Genomic DNA, 16279 nt, shown 5'->3' with positions numbered 1-16279 from the left:
GAGCGGAATGGCAGTTGCAGATCGCGGTGCAGCCTGAAGCTCCCGGCTGGCGACCGGGCAGACCTCCCGCGGATGAAAGCCCCTAACAAGGGGCCTGGAAAGCGCTACCGGAAAAGTACCACTTCCCTTCCGATCAGATCTTCTCGACCTGACCGTATTCGAGCTCGACCGGCGTCGCGCGACCGAAGATGGACACCGCCACCTTGAGGCGGGCCCGGGCATCGTCGACTTCCTCGACGACGCCATTGAAAGAGGCGAACGGACCATCCGAAACACGGACCTGCTCGCCAACCTCGAAGCTGACGGACGGCTTCGGATGATCGACACCCTCGGCCACTTGGCCCTTGATCCGCTCCGCTTCCCGATCCGGGATCGGAACCGGCTTGGACTTGTCGGCGCCCAGGAAGCCCGTCACCTTGGGCGTATTCTTGATGAGGTGGTAAACTTCGTCGGTCAGGTCACACTTCACCAGGACATAGCCCGGGAAGAACTTGCGCTCCGTGTCGACCTTGCGGCCGCGGCGCACCTCGACGACCTTCTCGGTCGGGACCATGACCTCGTCGAACTTATCTTCCAGGCCGCGCTGCGCCGCCTGATCCTTGATCGACTGAGCGACCTTGTTCTCGAAATTCGAGTAGGCGTGGACGATGTACCAACGCTTCGTCATTGCATCCACCCCTTAACCACCAAGCCCAAGGATCACCGAGCGGACACCCCAGCCGATCGCCTGATCGACGACCAGAAAGAACAGGCTGGCAACCACCACCATCACGAACACCATGGCGGTCGTGATCATGGTTTCCTTGCGCGTCGGCCAAGTCACCTTCGCGGCTTCCGAGCGGACCTGCTGTATAAAATCGAACGGGTTCGTCTTCGCCATTTTGCTTGCGTCCACAGGCTTTGAAGCCACCGCGAACGTCCTCTAAGGGCACGCTTGAGCCCAAATTGAAGGGGCGCGAGGCCGTTTTCCGAGCCTCGCGCCACCTGTTCAAACCATCAGTGGGGCGCTCTGTAAACCAAAACGCCTACTTTGTCGACCCGCCGGCAGGAGTGGAGGGACTCGAACCCCCAACCCCCGGTTTTGGAGACCGGTGCTCTAGCCGATTGAGCTACACTCCTGCGAGCGGGTCGATAGGTGGCGGCGAACCGCCACCCAGGTCTTTTTAATCCATCACGGCGGCGACGACGCCGGCGCCGACGGTGCGGCCGCCTTCGCGGATGGCGAAGCGCAGCTTCTCTTCCATGGCGATCGGCGCAATCAGCTCGACTTCCATCGTGATGTTGTCGCCCGGCATCACCATCTCGGTGCCCTCAGGCAGCTTCACCACCCCGGTCACGTCCGTCGTGCGGAAGTAGAACTGCGGCCGGTAGTTGCCGAAGAACGGCGTGTGACGGCCACCCTCTTCCTTGGTCAGGATGTACGCCTCGGCCTTGAACTTGGTGTGCGGCTTGATCGAGCCCGGCTTGCACAGCACCTGGCCGCGCTCCACGTCCTCGCGCTTCGTGCCGCGCAAGAGCACGCCGACGTTGTCGCCCGCCTGGCCCTGATCGAGCAGCTTGCGGAACATCTCGACGCCGGTCACCGTGGTCTTCTGCGTGTCGCGCAGACCCACGATCTCCACTTCCTCGCCGACCTTCACGATGCCGCGCTCGACGCGACCCGTCACCACCGTGCCACGGCCCGAGATCGAGAACACGTCCTCGATCGGCATCAGGAACGGCTGGTCGATCGGACGCTCCGGCTGCGGGATGTAGCGGTCGACCTCGGCCATCAGCTCGAGCACGCGCTCGCGGCCGATCTCCGGCGACCGGTCCTCCAGCGCGCACAACGCCGAGCCCTTCACGATCGGAATGTCGTCGCCCGGGAAGTCGTACTTCGACAAAAGCTCGCGCACCTCGAGCTCGACCAGGTCGAGCAGCTCGGCGTCGTCGACCATGTCGACCTTGTTCATGAACACCACCAGGGCCGGCACACCGACCTGACGGGCGAGCAGGATGTGCTCGCGGGTCTGCGGCATCGGGCCGTCGGCCGACGACACCACCAGGATCGCGCCGTCCATCTGCGCCGCGCCGGTGATCATGTTCTTCACGTAGTCGGCGTGGCCGGGGCAGTCGACGTGGGCATAGTGCCGGTTCGTGGTCTCGTACTCCACGTGCGCGGTCGAGATCGTGATGCCGCGCGCCTTCTCTTCCGGCGCCTTGTCGATCTGGTCATAGGCCGTGAACGTCGCCCCGCCCGACTCCGCCAGAACCTTCGTGATCGCCGCCGTCAGAGACGTCTTGCCATGGTCCACGTGACCAATCGTCCCAATGTTGCAGTGCGGCTTAGTGCGCTCAAACTTTTCCTTCGCCATGTCCTTAGATCCTCGACACGCTTTGATACCTGAACGGCAAACTCGTGCCGCCCAATAGGGCTCTTTGCTCAGTTACGCAAGAGCCAGTTTCGATAGGCGGACAGATAATCTGTGATCATCGAATAACCAAGATCCGACCTTTCGAACGCCAGCGCGATACCGGTCGCCACGCCGCCGATCAGCGGTTTCGTTTCCAAGCGTCCTTCGTATCGCAAGATAAGCCGCCCCGTCGTCTTGTCGAGGATGTCGATATCGGCCTGGATCTTGGCCGTGTTGTCGACGAAGACCCGACGCGCCGCCGACGGGATATCGAACGTCTTCAAACGGACCACGGCCGTGGCCGGCTGACGTCCGGCAAAGATCTGGGCGGTCAAGTCGGTGAATTCATCTTTCACCCTGGCCGTCAGCACCTGCTTGAAATGCGCCGCCAACTGCGGAAAGTTCGTGGCAGGCTCAGCCCTGATCCGGTCGGCCGTTGCCGCGTCGACGGCACTTGATTGAACGAAACGCCCCTCCTCCGTCGGCCACGACCGGATAGCCTCAGTCCCCTCCACAGCGACGTCGACAATTCTGTACCGGCTAAGATCTTCGACACCAAGGCTATGCGGGGGAACGGAAAGACAGCCGCCCAAGAACGCGCACATAAACGCTACAACGATGCATCTCACGAACATTAAAAACCGCCGGTGCCGATAAAGATCTGTAGGGGAAACTTGTGGGATTAGAGGGGTGGAGCGGGTGAAGGGAATCGAACCCTCGTATTCAGCTTGGAAGGCTGCTGCTCTACCATTGAGCTACACCCGCATGCCATCTGATTGGGTGGTGGGGGAAGTAGGACTCGAACCTACGAAGGCATAGCCAGCGGATTTACAGTCCGCCCCCTTTGCCGCTCGGGACATTCCCCCAAAAGACCCAACCCGAACGCAAAACGCCGAGGCTGTTCTGCAGAGCGCCAGCCGTTGGCTAAGCGTTCCGTGGCGCTCTTATGGTGACCTGCATGGCCGGTGTCAACCTCAAAGCGCATTGAAATCGGATGGGTCGTGAATGGGCTCGCTCTGTGCTATGGCCCCTCCCGTCAGCACACGAGATCCAAAGAACATGAGCGACCGCCCCTTCCAGTCCCGCAAGCCCAGGTTTCAGCGCCCTCATGGGAAATCCGGCCGTCGCGATCCTCAGGCCAGGCGGCCGAATTTCGAGATCGACACCACCATTCTCTATGGCTGGCATCCCGTTGTTGAGGCCATCCGGAACGGCAAAAGGACGATTCGCCGCCTCCTGGCCACGGAGAATTCTGCCAAACGGCTGAGCGAGGAGCTGGAAGCCCCCTTGCCTATCGAACCTGAGATCGTTCGCCCGGACGAGATCAGCCGCCTCCTGGAACCGGACGCCGTACACCAAGGACTTTACGTCGAGGCCGATCCGCTGCGCTCCCCATCCGTCGATACCTTAAGCGGCAAGCGTGTGGTCTTGGCCCTCGATCAGATTACCGATCCCCACAATGTCGGCGCCATCGTCCGCACAGCGGCCGCTTTCGACGTCGAGGCCATCATCACGACGGCCCGGCACAGCCCAGCCGCCACGGGCGTCCTCGCCAAGTCGGCGTCCGGCGGCCTCGAACATGTGCCTTTCATGATCGTACGCAATCTCGGCGACACACTGACGGCGCTTGGCGAACGGGGTTTTCAACGAATCGGGCTCGATTCCTCCGGTGAGGCCAACCTGGACGAAGTCGAAATCAACCTGCCGGTCGTTCTCGTATTGGGATCGGAGGGCAAAGGGCTGCGTCAGAGGACGCGCGAATGCTGCGACGTGATCGGCCGGCTCGACATGCCTGGAGCCATCAAGAGTCTGAACGTGTCCAATGCCGCTGCGATATGCCTTTATGCTGTGGTTAAAGGAGCTTCTAGAAGCATTCGAAAGTAAACCGGTCGTTTCGGCTAAACATTTGCTGACGCTCGCTATTTTCTTTGGGTGTACGGCTTCTTAGACGGAAGTCGCAAATACCAATTGTGAATTGTGGAAAGAAAGGCCGGAGTTAGCCTCCCATTCGTTGGATTCTTGGCTGCCACGCGCAGTCACGATGCCGCGGCCCAGGCCTGCACCGCATGGCTTGCGGCTCAGAACCCGGATCACCGGGCAATGAATGGAAGGGAACCCTTATGGCAACAGCAGCAACTACGCCGCAATCGGCTGCCGCAGCGCGGCCGATGACGCGTGAGGAGAAGAAGGTCATTCTGGCCTCCTCCCTCGGTACCGTCTTCGAATGGTACGATTTCTATCTCTACGGCTCTCTCGCCACGATCATCGGCGCGCAGTTCTTCTCCGCCTTCGACGTGACGACCCGTAACGTCTTCGCGCTCCTGGCCTTCGCGGCGGGCTTCCTGGTTCGCCCCTTCGGTGCCATCTTCTTCGGCCGTATCGGCGATCTCGTCGGCCGGAAATACACCTTCCTCGTGACGATCCTGATCATGGGCTTCTCGACCTTCTTCGTGGGTCTTCTGCCCAGCTACAATCAGATCGGCTGGGTCGCACCCGTGGTCCTGATTGCCCTGCGCATGCTCCAGGGCCTAGCGCTCGGCGGCGAATACGGCGGCGCCGCGGTCTACGTGGCCGAGCACGCCCCTGTGGGCCGTCGCGGTTTCTACACCAGCTTCATCCAGACCACGGCTACAGTCGGTCTGCTGCTGTCTCTGGCTGTCATCCTTGTCCTCCGCACCTGGATGGGTGAGGCCGGATTCCAGACCGGTGAAGGCTGGCCGATTGCCGGCTGGCGCATTCCGTTCCTCCTCTCGGTGGTCCTGCTCGGCATCTCGGTCTGGATTCGTCTCCAGATGCAGGAATCCCCAGCCTTCAAGAAGATGAAGGAAGAGGGAACGCAGTCGAAGGCTCCGTTGAAGGAAGCGTTCGGACAATGGGCCAACGTGAAGATGGTGCTCATCGCCCTCATCGGTCTCGCCATCGGTCAGGCCGTGGTGTGGTACACGGGTCAGTTCTACGCTCTGTTCTTCCTCCAGAGCATCCTCAAGGTCGATCTGCTCACCTCGAACGTGCTGATCGCCTGGTCGCTCATCCTCGGTACGGGCGGCTTCATCGTGTTCGGCGCCCTGTCCGACAAGATCGGCCGCAAGCCGGTGATTCTCGGCGGCTGCCTGATCGCGGCGATCACCTACTTCCCGCTCTTTGGTGCTCTCACGAACGTCGCCAGCCCGAAGCTGGCCCAGGCGCTCGAGACCGGGAAGGTTCAGGTCGTAGCCGATCCCGCCACCTGCGGCTCGGTGTTCGATCCGGTGGGCATCCGCACCTTCACGTCACCTTGCGACGTGGCTCGCGTGTCTCTCGCCCGCGCCGCCATCAAGTACGAGCTCGTTCCGGCCGCGGCCGGCTCGCCCGTGAAGGTAACCTTCAACGGCAAGGAAGCCCCTCTTGCCCCTGCGATTCCGGCCAACATCACCGCATTCACGAATGCCGCGGCTGAAGCGGGCTATCCGAAGGCAGGCGACCCGAGCATCCTGAAGGTCGGCGGCTTCTTCGACGCCCTCGGCAACGCGCAGGCCCTCAAGGCCATCGGCATCCTGACGATCTTCGTGATCTACGTGACGATGGTGTACGGCCCGATCGCGGCGGCTCTGGTGGAGTTCTTCCCCACCCGTATCCGCTACACCGCGATGTCCCTGCCCTACCACATCGCCAATGGCTGGTTCGGCGGCCTTCTGCCTCCGACGGCCTTCGCTATGGTGGCAGCCACCGGCGATATCTACTACGGCCTCTGGTATCCGATCGTGATCGCCCTGGTGACCTTCGTGGTCGGCCTCCTCTTCGTGCCGGAGACCAAGGACCGGGATATCATGACCTTCGAGGGCGTCGGCGCGAAGCGCTAAGCCTCCAAACGGCTTCAACAGGAAAGCCCCGCCTCACGGCGGGGCTTTTCATTTGGCTTCTGGTGAAACTGAGGCTCAATAACAGGTCGTCACGCGGCGAACGATCCAGCCTTCGCCTTCGACGAAGAGACGCTTACGGGAGATGTCGCAAGACGCGTCGTTTGCGGATTTCGTCTCGATCGAGGACGTGGTCTCGACATCCTTTGCAACGACCGACGTCACTGCCTCCTTGGCAGGCTTAGCTGCCACGCCGTGCCCTGTATGAGCCGCATCCGTGCGCTCGGCAGCGAGACCGAAACCCACGGCAATTGCCAGAACAGCGAGAACCTTGAAGCCACCGAGCGGCGAGATCTTTTTCCCAGCAGAAGCCCCTAAGGCCTTCATAACACCCACTCCTTGATCATGTTTTCCTGACAATTCCATAATCAGGGGTTGGTTTCGGTGCGCTGGAACACTTAATATTTACATTTGTGTGGAACTTGCGTCCTGCTTCGCGGACTGCTACCTGAGCACGCATGACGCCAGCCGGTGTAGCACAGCGGTAGTGCAGCGGTTTTGTAAACCGAAGGTCGGGAGTTCGATCCTCTCCACCGGCACCATTCCTTCTCTCGAACGATGAAGCGTCTCCGGTTACGGCCTTTCATTTGTTTTGACGCTCGAGGACAGCAGGGCAATCGAGCCCGCGTTCACCTCAAGAATTTCACCCGTTTTCATCTGCCGAGGTAGCCCACCTGCCCAAGCTTGATTTCCGGCAATGAGGCTTACGCTGCGCCCCATATCGGACAGGAGGCGCCTATGGAGATGATCTTGCTCAAGGTGATGGGCTCAGCCGCCGTAGCCTCCGCCGTCATTGCCGGCATCCTATCGCTCCAGGTGTCGCGGCAGCTTGCCGGGCGAAGGCCCGGTCACTCCGATTCGTCTCAGGTAAAACCGAACCGGAACTTCTTTAAAGCTTGGTTCCGGTGATAGAGCGTCTCCAGGAATGATTCTGGCACAAACGCCAATTGGGCGGAGCTATGAAACAGGCCATGGACCTGCGTGAACTATCGGCTCCCCGTCGCCGATCTCTGCGGAACCGTCCTCGCAGACTGCATTTCACCCAACATTTCCAGTGAAGCTGCTCCTTGCCTCAATTTTCATGAGCGGCCTGATCGGTCATCTTCTGCTCGGTTCGCGTCAATTTGCGGCGCCGGCTGCTGAAAACGGCCATGAAGATGCCGATCAGCAAAGGCCCGCCGATGATCACCAGGCCCCAGACCCAGAGACCCAGCCATCAGCAATATCCCAATCCATCTATCATCTCCCTGCGGAAGACCGCTTTCGGCGGTCCTTTCCGCACGATGCACTAGCCGGATCGGAATGTCGTCGTTCCGCGAGCAGGGTCACATAGGCAAAGTCACGATCCGGCATTAGACAGACGGGATACATCAGCTTGCCCGGAGTGCGCCAAGCCCCATGCCAATCCCCATTTCAGAACCTGACGACCCGCGGATCGAGGCGTACCGCTCCGTGCGGGAGCGCGATCTCGTTGGGCGGCAGCACCGTTTCGTTGCGGAAGGGGAAGTGGTCTTAAGGGTTCTCCTGAAGCAGTCACGCTTCAAGATCGAATCGCTCCTGTTGGCAGAAAACCGGCTGGAAGGCCTGAGCGATGCATTGAACGTGCTTGCTCCTGAGATTCCGGTTTACACGGCGAACCGGACGGTGATGGATGCCATCGTCGGCTTTCCGATCCACAGAGGCATCCTGGCCGTTGCTCACCGGCCTTCCTTACCACCGATTGAGGAATTGCTCGCGCAGATGCCGGAAAAGGCGCTCGTGGTCGGTCTAGTCGGCTTGGCAAACCATGACAATGTCGGTGGGATCTTCCGTAATGCCGCGGCCTTCGGTGCCGGAGCGGTTCTGATCGACCAAGAGACTTGCGATCCGCTCTACCGCAAGGCCATCCGTGTTTCTGTCGGAGGGGCATTGGTGGTGCCCTTTACACGTGTCCCCTCGGCGGGCGTCATGGTGCACGCCCTGCAGGCAGCATCCTTCGACGTGATCGCTCTGTCGCCATCCGGCCGAGAAATCCTCTCGCAGGTTCGATCCTCGCGGCGAACCGCGCTCCTCCTCGGAGCAGAAGGGCCGGGGCTACCAATGGAACTGATGGCTCGCACACGTACCGTATCCATTCCCATGAGTGGCGGTTTCGACTCGCTGAATGTGGCGACCACGAGCGGGATTGCCTTGCACCACCTTGCGAATACCGCTCTCTGATTTGTGAGAAATCAGTCCCTTGTCTCCAAGCGTAGCCGTTCTAGGCTTCCGCTCCCATGACTGGAGACGCCCATGTCGATCACACGCCGCACCGTTCTTGCCAGCACCGCTCTTGCCGCTGCTCCCATCGGAGGTCCTGCCTTAGCCCAAACTGCCGCTTCGACCCCGGCCCCTGCGGCTGGCAGCCGCCAGGCTCCCGGCTTCTATCGCTACAAGGTCGGCAATATCGAGGTGACGGCCATCAATGACGGCTCTGCACCGCGCCCTCTCGAGGGCTTCATCCGCAATGCGGAACTGTCGGCCGTCCAGCAGGCCGCCAATGAAGCGTTCCTGCCTCAAACCACGATTCAGAACACCTTCAACGGCCTCGTTATCAAGGATGGCAACCGGCTGACCGTCATCGACACCGGCAATGGAGATATGGGCGCCCCCACCACGGGCCGCTGGATGGAGAACTTCCGTGCCGCGGGGTTCGATCCGGCCCAGGTGAACACTGTCGTCATCAGCCATTTCCATGGCGACCACATCAACGGTCTTCGCCGCAAGGACGGCACGGCCGTCTTCCCGACCGCCGAAGTGATGGTCCCGGCGGCCGAGTGGGCCTTCTGGATGGACGACGCCCGCATGAACCAAGCGCCCGAAGGCGCGAGGGGCGGATTCCAGGGCGCGCGCCGTGTCTTCGGCCCCATCGCCAACGATGTGAAGCGCTTCGAGGCGGACAAGGAGGTCGTGCCCGGCCTGACCTCTATTGCAGCCTATGGACACTCGCCCGGCCACACTGCCTTCATGCTGTCCTCCGGCTCGGGCCGCCTGCTGATCCTGTCGGACACGGCAAACCATCCTGCCCTGTTCGTCCGCAATCCGGACTGGTCGGCAGTGTTCGACATGGATGCGGACCAGGCCAGGGCCACCCGCCGCAGGATGCTCGACATGGCCGCTTCCGAGCGAGCACAGGTCGCGTTCTATCACGCTCCCTTCCCGGCTACGGGGCATATCGCGAAGGACGGCAACGGATTCCGCTTCGTGCCGGTGCAGTGGAGCTCGGCCGTTTAGAGCCCATCTCCAGCCGTTTCCCCGATGAGCCACTCCAGGGTGGCTTCATCGGCCCCGGTCGGCTCGATGAAGAGGATGACCGGCGTTTCATAAGGGTGTCGCTCTTTCAGCGCCCGATGCACCTGATCCTGAAGGCCCTTACGGGTCTTCAGGATGGCAACCGCCTCCTGTCCCTGCTCGATACTGCCCTTCCAGGCATAGACGGACCGCATGCCGGGCAGCACATTGATACAGGCGATCATCCGGTCCCGAACGAGCCCTTCCCCGATCGACAGGGCGATATCCATATCGGGAAAGGTCGTATAGACGAGAAGTGGGCGATCCATGCTATGCCTTTCCTCCGCATCCGATGGGACGCAACGAGGGTAACTGGGCATGGCCCGCCGTTTCAACAATATCGCATTCGTCGCCAGCGCTGCGCCTGACGCCCAAAGCGCGTTGAAGACCCTGCAGGATCGCTATCCCAACGTCGTCCCCCAGGATGCCGATGCCATCGTGGCACTCGGCGGCGATGGCCTGATGCTGCAGAGCCTCCACAGGTTCATGGGCACGTCCAAGCCAATCTACGGCATGAACAAAGGTACGGTCGGCTTCCTGATGAACGACTATCGGGAAGACGATCTGTTCGAGCGTCTGGAAGAGGCCGAGCGCAGCGTCGTACACCCGCTGCTGATGGTGGCCTGGGACGTGCATGGCGTTGCTCACACGGCGCGGGCCATCAACGAAGTCTCCATGCTGCGGCAGACCTACCAGGCCGGAAAGCTGCGCATCAGCGTCGATTCCCACGTGCGAATTTCGGAGCTCATCGCCGACGGCATCCTGGTTTCGACGCCGGCCGGTTCGACCGCCTATAATCTCTCGGTCGGTGGGACGATCCTGCCGCTCAACGCGCCACTTCTCGCCCTGACTCCGATCTCCGCTTTCCGTCCACGCCGCTGGCGCGGTGCGCTTCTGCCTGATTACGCCAAGATCCAGATCGAGGTTCTGGAAGCCGATAACCGCCCGGTGAGCGCGGTGGCCGACCACACGGAATTTCGCAACGTCTCCCACGTGCATGTCTCCATGGATCGCAGCGTCGACCTCGTGATGCTGCATGATCCCGGCCACAGCCTGGACGAGCGAATCTTACGCGAGCAATTCGGCTATTGATGCAGCAAAGGCATGGGCTCCAACATGCCGGTCAAAACGATGAGGTAAACGTCATGAACGATGACAACAGGCACCCGAGAGGCGGCCTCTATTTCGAGGATTTCGTTGTCGGCACTACCATCAAGCACCGTCTCACGCGGACGGTGACGCAGATGGACAACATGCTGTTTTCCAACATGACGTTGAACCCGCAGCCGCTCCATATCGACGCGCATTTTTGCGCCACCGAGACGGAATGGGGCAAGCCGCTCATGAATTCCCTGTTCACACTCGGCCTGATGATCGGCATCTCGGTCAACGATACGACGGTGGGCACGACCATCGCTAATCTCGGCATGACAGATGTAAAGTTTCCAGCGCCCCTGTTCGAAGGCGATACAGTCAACGCAACGACGGAGATCGTTGCCAAGCGCGAGTCGAAGTCGCGTCCCGATGCTGGTATCGTCGACTTCATCCATCGCGCCTACAAGCAGGACGGCACGCTCGTGGCCGAATGCCGCCGACAGGCCTTCATGCGCAAGAGGAGCGCCTGATGCGTTCGCTCCTATTCGTCCCGGGCGACAGCCCAAAGAAGCTCGAGAAAGGCATGAATTCAGGAGCCGACGTGCTCCTCATCGATCTGGAGGATTCGGTTTCCCTCGATGCCAAGGAGGAAGCCCGACGCACCACCGCCGCCTTTCTCGCCGAGCACAGCAAGGAAGCTGAACGCCCTCGCCTGTTCGTGCGTGTCAACGGGCTGACGACAGGCCTCATCGATGCGGATCTCGACGGCGTGATGCAATCCGCTCCCGACGGCATCGTGCTGCCCAAGACGGTCGGCGGTGCCGACGTGGCGCATCTCGGCGCCAAGCTGGCGGTGCGCGAAGCCGAATTCGGCCTGGAGGACGGTGCGACCCGCATCCTCGCCATTGCTACGGAGAACGCCGCCGGCGTGTTCGCGCTCGGCACCTTCCCCGGCGCAAGCCACCGTCTGATGGGCCTTACCTGGGGTGGCGAGGATCTGTCCGCCGATCTCGGGGCCGAGGCCAATCGCAGCGAGGATGGGGCCTATACGGATCCCTATAGGCTCGCCCGTTCCCTTACCCTCCTGGGCGCTGCAGCTGCCGGGGTCGACGCGGTCGATTCCGTCTTCACCAATTTCCGCGACATGGCCGGTCTCGAAACCGAATGCCGGACAGCGCGGCGCGATGGCTTCGTCGCCAAGATGGCGATCCATCCGGCTCAGGTCCCGGTGATCAACGGGGCCTTCACTCTGTCCCCTGAAGCTGTCGAGGGGGCACAGGCCGTGATTGAGGCGTTCAAGGCCAATCCGGGCGCAGGCGTCGTCGGCGTCAACGGCGAGATGCTCGATCGCCCGCATCTGCTCCGCGCCGAGCGGCTCCTGAGGCGAGCCGGCCGGTTCCCGTAAAGGTCAGCTTCGTTCGGAGAAACGGGATAGCAGGCTTACGAGCTGGGCCTGATGGTTCGTGCCTGTCTTCGCGAAGATCGATTTAAGGTGATACCGGACGGTCTGAGTCCCGACCTCATTTTCGTTTGCGATCTGCTGCGTATCCAACCCCTTGAGAAGCGCCGAAGCCACCCGCAACTCGGCGGGCGTCAGTTGAAAGATTTCCCGCACGGTCGTCAGTGCCAGGGTCCGATCCTCTGTCGGATCGGTGATCAGCAGGATGGCTCGTGCCCCTTGAAAGATATCGCACGCCGCCCGGGCGACCGGATAGGAATGCAGGAGGAACGGCAGACCGTTGGCCCTATGGAGGAGTGCGGAGTTCGGCCCGTCATCCTGCTCGCCGATCATGGAACGGGTGCAGGCGGTGATCAGGTCCTGCAGCGCCTTATTCGCCTCGCGCTCCGGTGAGCGCAGGCGCGACGAGACGATTTGCAGGTGCTCGCCAAGATATGCCTCGGCTCGTCCGTTGAGGCGAATAACGCGCCCTAGCCAGTCGATCAGGATGGCCCCACAGGTGAAGCGCTCGAGGCCATCGACGAGCCCTTCCGCGTATGACAGGCGTGCTTTCGAGGCCAGACGCGCTGCCCTGCGCACATGAGGCAGGTCGTGCCGCAACAGGGAGAGATCGTCTTTCGAAAAGGGCTCCCGCTTCGCCCGACGATGAAGGGAAAGGGCAATATTCGCGCCTCCTGACTCCATCAGGATCGTCCCAGCAAACCAGCCAAAGCCGACTGAAGGGAGAAACTCGGAATAAAGGGGCAGCTTTCTCAGCTCGTCTGCCGTGACCAGATCGGCATCGGTGACGATCTCTTTCCCTTTACGGGCCAGTGGGATGCCGCGCTGGGTACGCACATCGCGCGCCTCCCAGTCCTCGTCAAAGAACCGGGTGCAGAATTCCTCAAGGGCATCGGAATGGATCAGGCCTCCCAGGGAATTCGCATAGGACAAGAGAATGCCTCCATCCGCGCCCCAGGCGGCACTCGCCAGATCGAGCGCCCGTCCCCACAACTCCGGAACAATCGCGGCCTCATAAAACGCATCGGTCGCAGGCATCTCTTCTTACGCTCGGGACTTCGAGGATCGCCACTGTTGCCGAAAGGCAACCATTGGAAAGCGACCTAACCAATAGGAACTTAAACGTTATAAACTACCTAAATGGGTAGTGTACAGCCCGAGGCTGTATGGTTTTATCCGATATAACACCACAAATCGCCCTCTCCCCGCGTGGTTGGAAGCGGCAGGGCAAATGAAAACTCACCGAGCCATTCCGACCTCTCTAACGGCCGGAGCGGCTCAAAACAGGCCCGCCGCGAAGGTGGGCGTTGGGGGATATCTATGTCTCAGATGCTTATCGATGCGTTCAATGCTGCCACGACGTGGCAGCAGGCATTAGCGGCAATTAAGAATGAAGAATATGCATCGCTTCTGCTCGAGGATACTCATCGCGCCAAGCTCAATCAGCTCCCGGATGACGCTGGTCGCGAACAAGCCATCGGCCTCGGTGTGACCGAGATCAAGACCCTGTTTGGCGACTTCACCACCGTCGACGAGATCAGGTCGGCCGTGCAGAAGCAGATCGACGTGGAATACGCCAAGTTCGAGGTCATCGAGGGGGTCAGGACTGCGAACGGGGTCGGTGAGATGAGGGACGCTCTCAACCTCGTCCCAATCCTGAACGAGCACCGCCAGAATCTCATCGAGGAGTGGTCCGCCAGCGAGATTGAGGCCGTGCAGGCGCGGGTGGCGGCGCTCGAGGCCGAGGAATACACTCTCGTTCTGAAGGAAATCGCCTCGCGCGCCGGCGGCGGAGCCTATCTCGACCTCCTGGCGGCGAAGTTGGTGATCGTTCGTGACGATCCGGAGGCCGATCCCATCTTCGGCACCGGCACTCTCATCCCCGCGCTCAAGGCGGCGGATCTGGCTGTCAATGCGGACATTCTGGCCGCTTTCAACGAGGCGGATACGTGGCAGGAAGCGCTGGCCGCGATCAATGCTTACGAGATACTCCTGCTCGATGAGGTTCATCTCGACAAGCTCGATGACCTTCCCGATGGCCAGGGCCGTGAGCAAGCCATCGGCTTGGGTCTGAATCAGACCAAGGCTCTGTTCGGCAATTTCCAGTCCATCGCGGACCTCAAGGAAGCTCTCGAGTATCAAATCGATACAGAACACGCCAAGTTCGAGTTCATCACCGCGCTCGATGCCGCTGCGACAGAGGCGGAAATGACTGCAGCCATCAAGGCCACCATCCAACTCGTCAATACCCACCGGCAGGATCTGATCGCTGATCTGTTGGCCAGCGAAGACCCGGATGCCATCGAACTCGCCGGAGTCCTTCAACAATCGGCCTACACCACGGTCTTGGCAGAGATCGTGACTCACCTCAACGACAATGCCTACATGGCGCAGCTCGGCGCGCGCATGCTGTCAGTACGGAACGCCCTGGAGGGCGGTCAGTTCTTCGGCGACAGCAAGATCATCCCGGCGCTTGCCGAGGCCGATGGAGCTATCGATGCAGTGGTGACCGCGTTCAACGAGGCCGATTCGTGGCAAGAGGCTCTGGCGGCCATCAAGGACAACGCCTCCGTTCTCCTCGATGAAGCGCATCTCAGTCAGCTCGATGATCTGCCAGACAATCAGGGCCGCGAGCAGGCAATCGGCTTGGGTGTCCTTGAGATCAAGACCCTATTTGGCGATTTCACCTCGCTTGATACCGTCATCGTTGAGGTGCGGTATCAGATTGAGGTCGAGCATACCAAGTTCGCTGCTCTCAATGCGATCAATGCGGCCACTGAGGAGAACATGGTTGCCGTCCTGAAGGAACACATCGGCAAACTCCATGATCATCGCCAGGAACTGATCGAAAAGTGGTCGGCTTCTACGGACCCTGACGCACGGGAGCGTGCGGAGGAACTGTCTCACGAAGATTATACGCTCGTTCTGGCCGAGATCGTGTCGCATTTCGACGATGCCACCTATATGGCTGGGCTTGCCGAGACCATCCTGGACGCAGAGCACTTCTCCGGCGTGGGCGCCCTCATCACTGCCCTCAGGGCTGCCGATGTCGAACTCGACTCGCCAGTAGCCGGCGCTACCCAGAATGTGACGACTGACGAGGACACCGTGATCGTCCAGGACATCGGCGCGACCGATCCGAATGGCGATACACTCACCTATTCGGTCAAGAGCGGAGCAGAACCCCAGAAGGGCAAGGTCACTTTCGCCGGCGGCAAGTTCACCTATACGCCGGCCAAGGATGTGAACGGCACCGACACCTTCACCATCGTGATCTCGGACGGCGAGCACTCGATCGATCAGACGGTCACGGTCACGATCAACGCGGTGAACGATGCGCCGGCCGATATCACCCTGTCGAACAGCAAGGTCTCGGAGAACTCAATCGCGGGAACGCCGGTGGGTCAGCTCACGGCTACCGATCTGGAAGGCGGTGCGATGAAATTCGCCCTGCTCGACGATGCGGGCGGACGCTTTAAGCTCGAGACGAAGGACGGTGTCACGTCGCTCGTGGTCGCCGATGGCCTCAGGCTCGATTACGAGCAGGCGGCCTTCCACACGGTCCGGGTTCAGGTAACGGACTCGGATAACAAGACCTATGAAGAGACTCTCACCATCGACCTTACGGACGTCGCCGGCGAGAAAATCACCGGTACGACTGGCACGGATGTTCTCGCCGGCGGCACCGGCAAGGACGTGTTCAATGGCGGCCTCGGCAACGACAAGCTTTCGGGCGGCCTCGGCAACGACACGCTGACCGGCGGCAAGGGCAAGGACACGTTCGTCTTTGACTCGAAGCTTGGTACGTCGAGCACCGACCGCAAGGTCAACTTCGACGCGATCAAGGACTTCTCGGTCAAAGATGACAGTCTCTATCTCGACAACGCCATCTTCAAGAAGTTGGGATCGGGCACGGAGGCCAAGCCGAAGCAGCTCAGCAAGTCGTTCTTCACCATCGGCGACAAGGCCAAGGACAAGAACGACTACTTGATCTACAACAACAAGACTGGCGTGCTGTCCTACGATGCCGACGGTTCGGGCAAGAGCAAGGCGGTTGAGTTCGCTCAGCTCTCGAAGAACCTGAAGATGACCTACAAGGACTTCTTCGTCATCTAAGATGGTCTCAA

16 protein-coding genes and 4 tRNA genes are annotated in these 16279 nt (G+C 60.8%); 10 read left to right on the top strand and 10 right to left on the bottom strand.

Annotation, left to right across the window (positions count from 1 at the left end):
- Positions 1-133 precede the first annotated feature (133 nt).
- The 7 genes from nusG to JO965_RS09325 all read right to left on the bottom strand — a co-directional run bounded on the left by nusG (position 134) and on the right by JO965_RS09325 (position 3259).
- Entirely contained in the window at positions 134-667 is a 534-nt protein-coding gene (gene nusG, locus JO965_RS09355; RefSeq protein ID WP_009764284.1) for a transcription termination/antitermination protein NusG, read from the bottom strand.
- A gap of 12 nt (positions 668-679) precedes the next feature.
- Positions 680-880 carry a preprotein translocase subunit SecE gene (secE, locus tag JO965_RS09350; RefSeq protein ID WP_173945259.1) on the bottom strand — a complete coding sequence of 67 codons (201 nt, stop codon included), beginning with the start codon at positions 878-880 and terminating at the stop codon, positions 680-682.
- Between the two features lie 165 nt (positions 881-1045).
- Positions 1046-1119: transfer RNA gene (locus tag JO965_RS09345), tRNA-Trp, on the bottom strand.
- Between the two features lie 44 nt (positions 1120-1163).
- On the bottom strand, positions 1164-2354 hold the full coding sequence (tuf, locus tag JO965_RS09340; protein WP_203443392.1) for an elongation factor Tu: 1191 nt from the start codon (positions 2352-2354) through the stop codon (positions 1164-1166).
- Positions 2355-2422: 68 nt separating this feature from the next.
- Complete coding sequence (locus JO965_RS09335) at positions 2423-2785, bottom strand: hypothetical protein (RefSeq protein ID WP_203443391.1); 363 nt, start codon at positions 2783-2785, stop codon at positions 2423-2425.
- Between the two features lie 299 nt (positions 2786-3084).
- Positions 3085-3158 (bottom strand) — tRNA-Gly (locus JO965_RS09330).
- A gap of 16 nt (positions 3159-3174) precedes the next feature.
- Positions 3175-3259 (bottom strand) — tRNA-Tyr (locus JO965_RS09325).
- A 193-nt stretch (positions 3260-3452) separates the two neighbouring features.
- Between JO965_RS09325 and JO965_RS09320 the strand changes: the two genes are divergently transcribed.
- Both JO965_RS09320 and JO965_RS09315 read left to right on the top strand, forming a co-directional pair.
- Positions 3453-4277: an RNA methyltransferase gene (locus JO965_RS09320; protein ID WP_203443390.1), complete on the top strand. Its 825-nt coding sequence runs from the start codon at positions 3453-3455 to the stop codon at positions 4275-4277.
- Between the two features lie 236 nt (positions 4278-4513).
- Positions 4514-6232, top strand: a complete 1719-nt coding sequence (locus JO965_RS09315; RefSeq protein WP_203443389.1) for an MFS transporter — start codon at positions 4514-4516, stop codon at positions 6230-6232.
- A gap of 75 nt (positions 6233-6307) precedes the next feature.
- On the opposite strand, the gene JO965_RS09310 is transcribed toward JO965_RS09315, so the two are convergent.
- The gene (locus tag JO965_RS09310) at positions 6308-6616 is read right to left on the bottom strand and encodes a hypothetical protein (protein ID WP_203444358.1); all 309 of its coding nucleotides are present in this window, start codon (positions 6614-6616) and stop codon (positions 6308-6310) included.
- 140 nt (positions 6617-6756) lie between these two features.
- On the opposite strand from JO965_RS09310, the gene JO965_RS09305 reads away from it, so the two are divergent.
- The 4 genes from JO965_RS09305 to JO965_RS09290 all read left to right on the top strand — a co-directional run bounded on the left by JO965_RS09305 (position 6757) and on the right by JO965_RS09290 (position 9541).
- Positions 6757-6831, top strand: a tRNA-Thr gene (locus JO965_RS09305).
- Positions 6832-7027: 196 nt separating this feature from the next.
- Complete coding sequence (locus JO965_RS09300; protein WP_203443388.1) at positions 7028-7198, top strand: hypothetical protein; 171 nt, start codon at positions 7028-7030, stop codon at positions 7196-7198.
- A 489-nt stretch (positions 7199-7687) separates the two neighbouring features.
- Positions 7688-8488 (top strand): RNA methyltransferase, encoded by an 801-nt coding sequence (locus JO965_RS09295; RefSeq protein WP_203443387.1) that lies wholly within the window; start codon positions 7688-7690, stop codon positions 8486-8488.
- Between the two features lie 72 nt (positions 8489-8560).
- Complete coding sequence (locus tag JO965_RS09290) at positions 8561-9541, top strand: MBL fold metallo-hydrolase (RefSeq protein ID WP_203443386.1); 981 nt, start codon at positions 8561-8563, stop codon at positions 9539-9541.
- Here JO965_RS09290 and cutA read toward each other — a convergent pair.
- Positions 9538-9867, bottom strand: a complete 330-nt coding sequence (gene cutA / locus JO965_RS09285) for a divalent-cation tolerance protein CutA (RefSeq protein ID WP_203443385.1) — start codon at positions 9865-9867, stop codon at positions 9538-9540. The genes JO965_RS09290 and cutA overlap by 4 nt on opposite strands.
- Positions 9868-9916: 49 nt before the next feature.
- Here cutA and JO965_RS09280 point away from each other — a divergent pair, with 49 nt between their 5' ends.
- The 3 genes from JO965_RS09280 to JO965_RS09270 are packed head-to-tail and all read left to right on the top strand — an operon-like array spanning position 9917 to position 12098.
- Positions 9917-10690, top strand: a complete 774-nt coding sequence (locus JO965_RS09280) for an NAD kinase (RefSeq protein WP_203443384.1) — start codon at positions 9917-9919, stop codon at positions 10688-10690.
- A 53-nt stretch (positions 10691-10743) separates the two neighbouring features.
- The gene (locus JO965_RS09275; protein WP_203443383.1) at positions 10744-11223 is read left to right on the top strand and encodes a MaoC family dehydratase; all 480 of its coding nucleotides are present in this window, start codon (positions 10744-10746) and stop codon (positions 11221-11223) included.
- Positions 11223-12098, top strand: coding sequence for a CoA ester lyase (locus JO965_RS09270; RefSeq protein ID WP_203443382.1), 876 nt, complete (start codon positions 11223-11225; stop codon positions 12096-12098). The genes JO965_RS09275 and JO965_RS09270 overlap by 1 nt, the downstream gene beginning before the upstream one ends.
- A 3-nt stretch (positions 12099-12101) precedes the next feature.
- Here JO965_RS09270 and JO965_RS09265 read toward each other — a convergent pair whose 3' ends face one another.
- Complete coding sequence (locus JO965_RS09265) at positions 12102-13190, bottom strand: helix-turn-helix transcriptional regulator (RefSeq protein WP_203443381.1); 1089 nt, start codon at positions 13188-13190, stop codon at positions 12102-12104.
- A 282-nt stretch (positions 13191-13472) separates the two neighbouring features.
- Between JO965_RS09265 and JO965_RS49165 the strand changes: the two genes are divergently transcribed.
- Positions 13473-16268, top strand: coding sequence for an Ig-like domain-containing protein (locus JO965_RS49165; RefSeq protein WP_203443380.1), 2796 nt, complete (start codon positions 13473-13475; stop codon positions 16266-16268).
- The last annotated feature ends 11 nt before the right edge of the window (positions 16269-16279 follow it).

The organism is Microvirga sp. VF16, from assembly GCF_016864375.1.
GTDB lineage: Bacteria > Pseudomonadota > Alphaproteobacteria > Rhizobiales > Beijerinckiaceae > Microvirga.
Note: the sequence above shows the minus strand (reverse complement) of the source record. Positions and strands in the feature narration are given on the sequence as shown.

Bases quoted from the DNA above. Each gene is read 5' to 3' on its own strand.
- nusG (WP_009764284.1), bottom strand. From the start codon at position 667: ATGACGAAGCGTTGGTACATCGTCCACGCCTACTCGAATTTCGAGAAC.
- secE (WP_173945259.1), bottom strand. From the start codon at position 880: ATGGCGAAGACGAACCCGTTCGATTTTATACAGCAGGTCCGCTCGGAA.
- tuf (WP_203443392.1), bottom strand. From the start codon at position 2,354: ATGGCGAAGGAAAAGTTTGAGCGCACTAAGCCGCACTGCAACATTGGG.
- JO965_RS09320 (WP_203443390.1), top strand. From the start codon at position 3,453: ATGAGCGACCGCCCCTTCCAGTCCCGCAAGCCCAGGTTTCAGCGCCCT.
- JO965_RS09315 (WP_203443389.1), top strand. From the start codon at position 4,514: ATGGCAACAGCAGCAACTACGCCGCAATCGGCTGCCGCAGCGCGGCCG.
- JO965_RS09310 (WP_203444358.1), bottom strand. From the start codon at position 6,616: ATGAAGGCCTTAGGGGCTTCTGCTGGGAAAAAGATCTCGCCGCTCGGT.
- JO965_RS09300 (WP_203443388.1), top strand. From the start codon at position 7,028: ATGGAGATGATCTTGCTCAAGGTGATGGGCTCAGCCGCCGTAGCCTCC.
- JO965_RS09295 (WP_203443387.1), top strand. From the start codon at position 7,688: ATGCCAATCCCCATTTCAGAACCTGACGACCCGCGGATCGAGGCGTAC.
- JO965_RS09290 (WP_203443386.1), top strand. From the start codon at position 8,561: ATGTCGATCACACGCCGCACCGTTCTTGCCAGCACCGCTCTTGCCGCT.
- cutA (WP_203443385.1), bottom strand. From the start codon at position 9,867: ATGGATCGCCCACTTCTCGTCTATACGACCTTTCCCGATATGGATATC.
- JO965_RS09280 (WP_203443384.1), top strand. From the start codon at position 9,917: ATGGCCCGCCGTTTCAACAATATCGCATTCGTCGCCAGCGCTGCGCCT.
- JO965_RS09275 (WP_203443383.1), top strand. From the start codon at position 10,744: ATGAACGATGACAACAGGCACCCGAGAGGCGGCCTCTATTTCGAGGAT.
- JO965_RS09270 (WP_203443382.1), top strand. From the start codon at position 11,223: ATGCGTTCGCTCCTATTCGTCCCGGGCGACAGCCCAAAGAAGCTCGAG.
- JO965_RS09265 (WP_203443381.1), bottom strand. From the start codon at position 13,190: ATGCCTGCGACCGATGCGTTTTATGAGGCCGCGATTGTTCCGGAGTTG.
- JO965_RS49165 (WP_203443380.1), top strand. From the start codon at position 13,473: ATGTCTCAGATGCTTATCGATGCGTTCAATGCTGCCACGACGTGGCAG.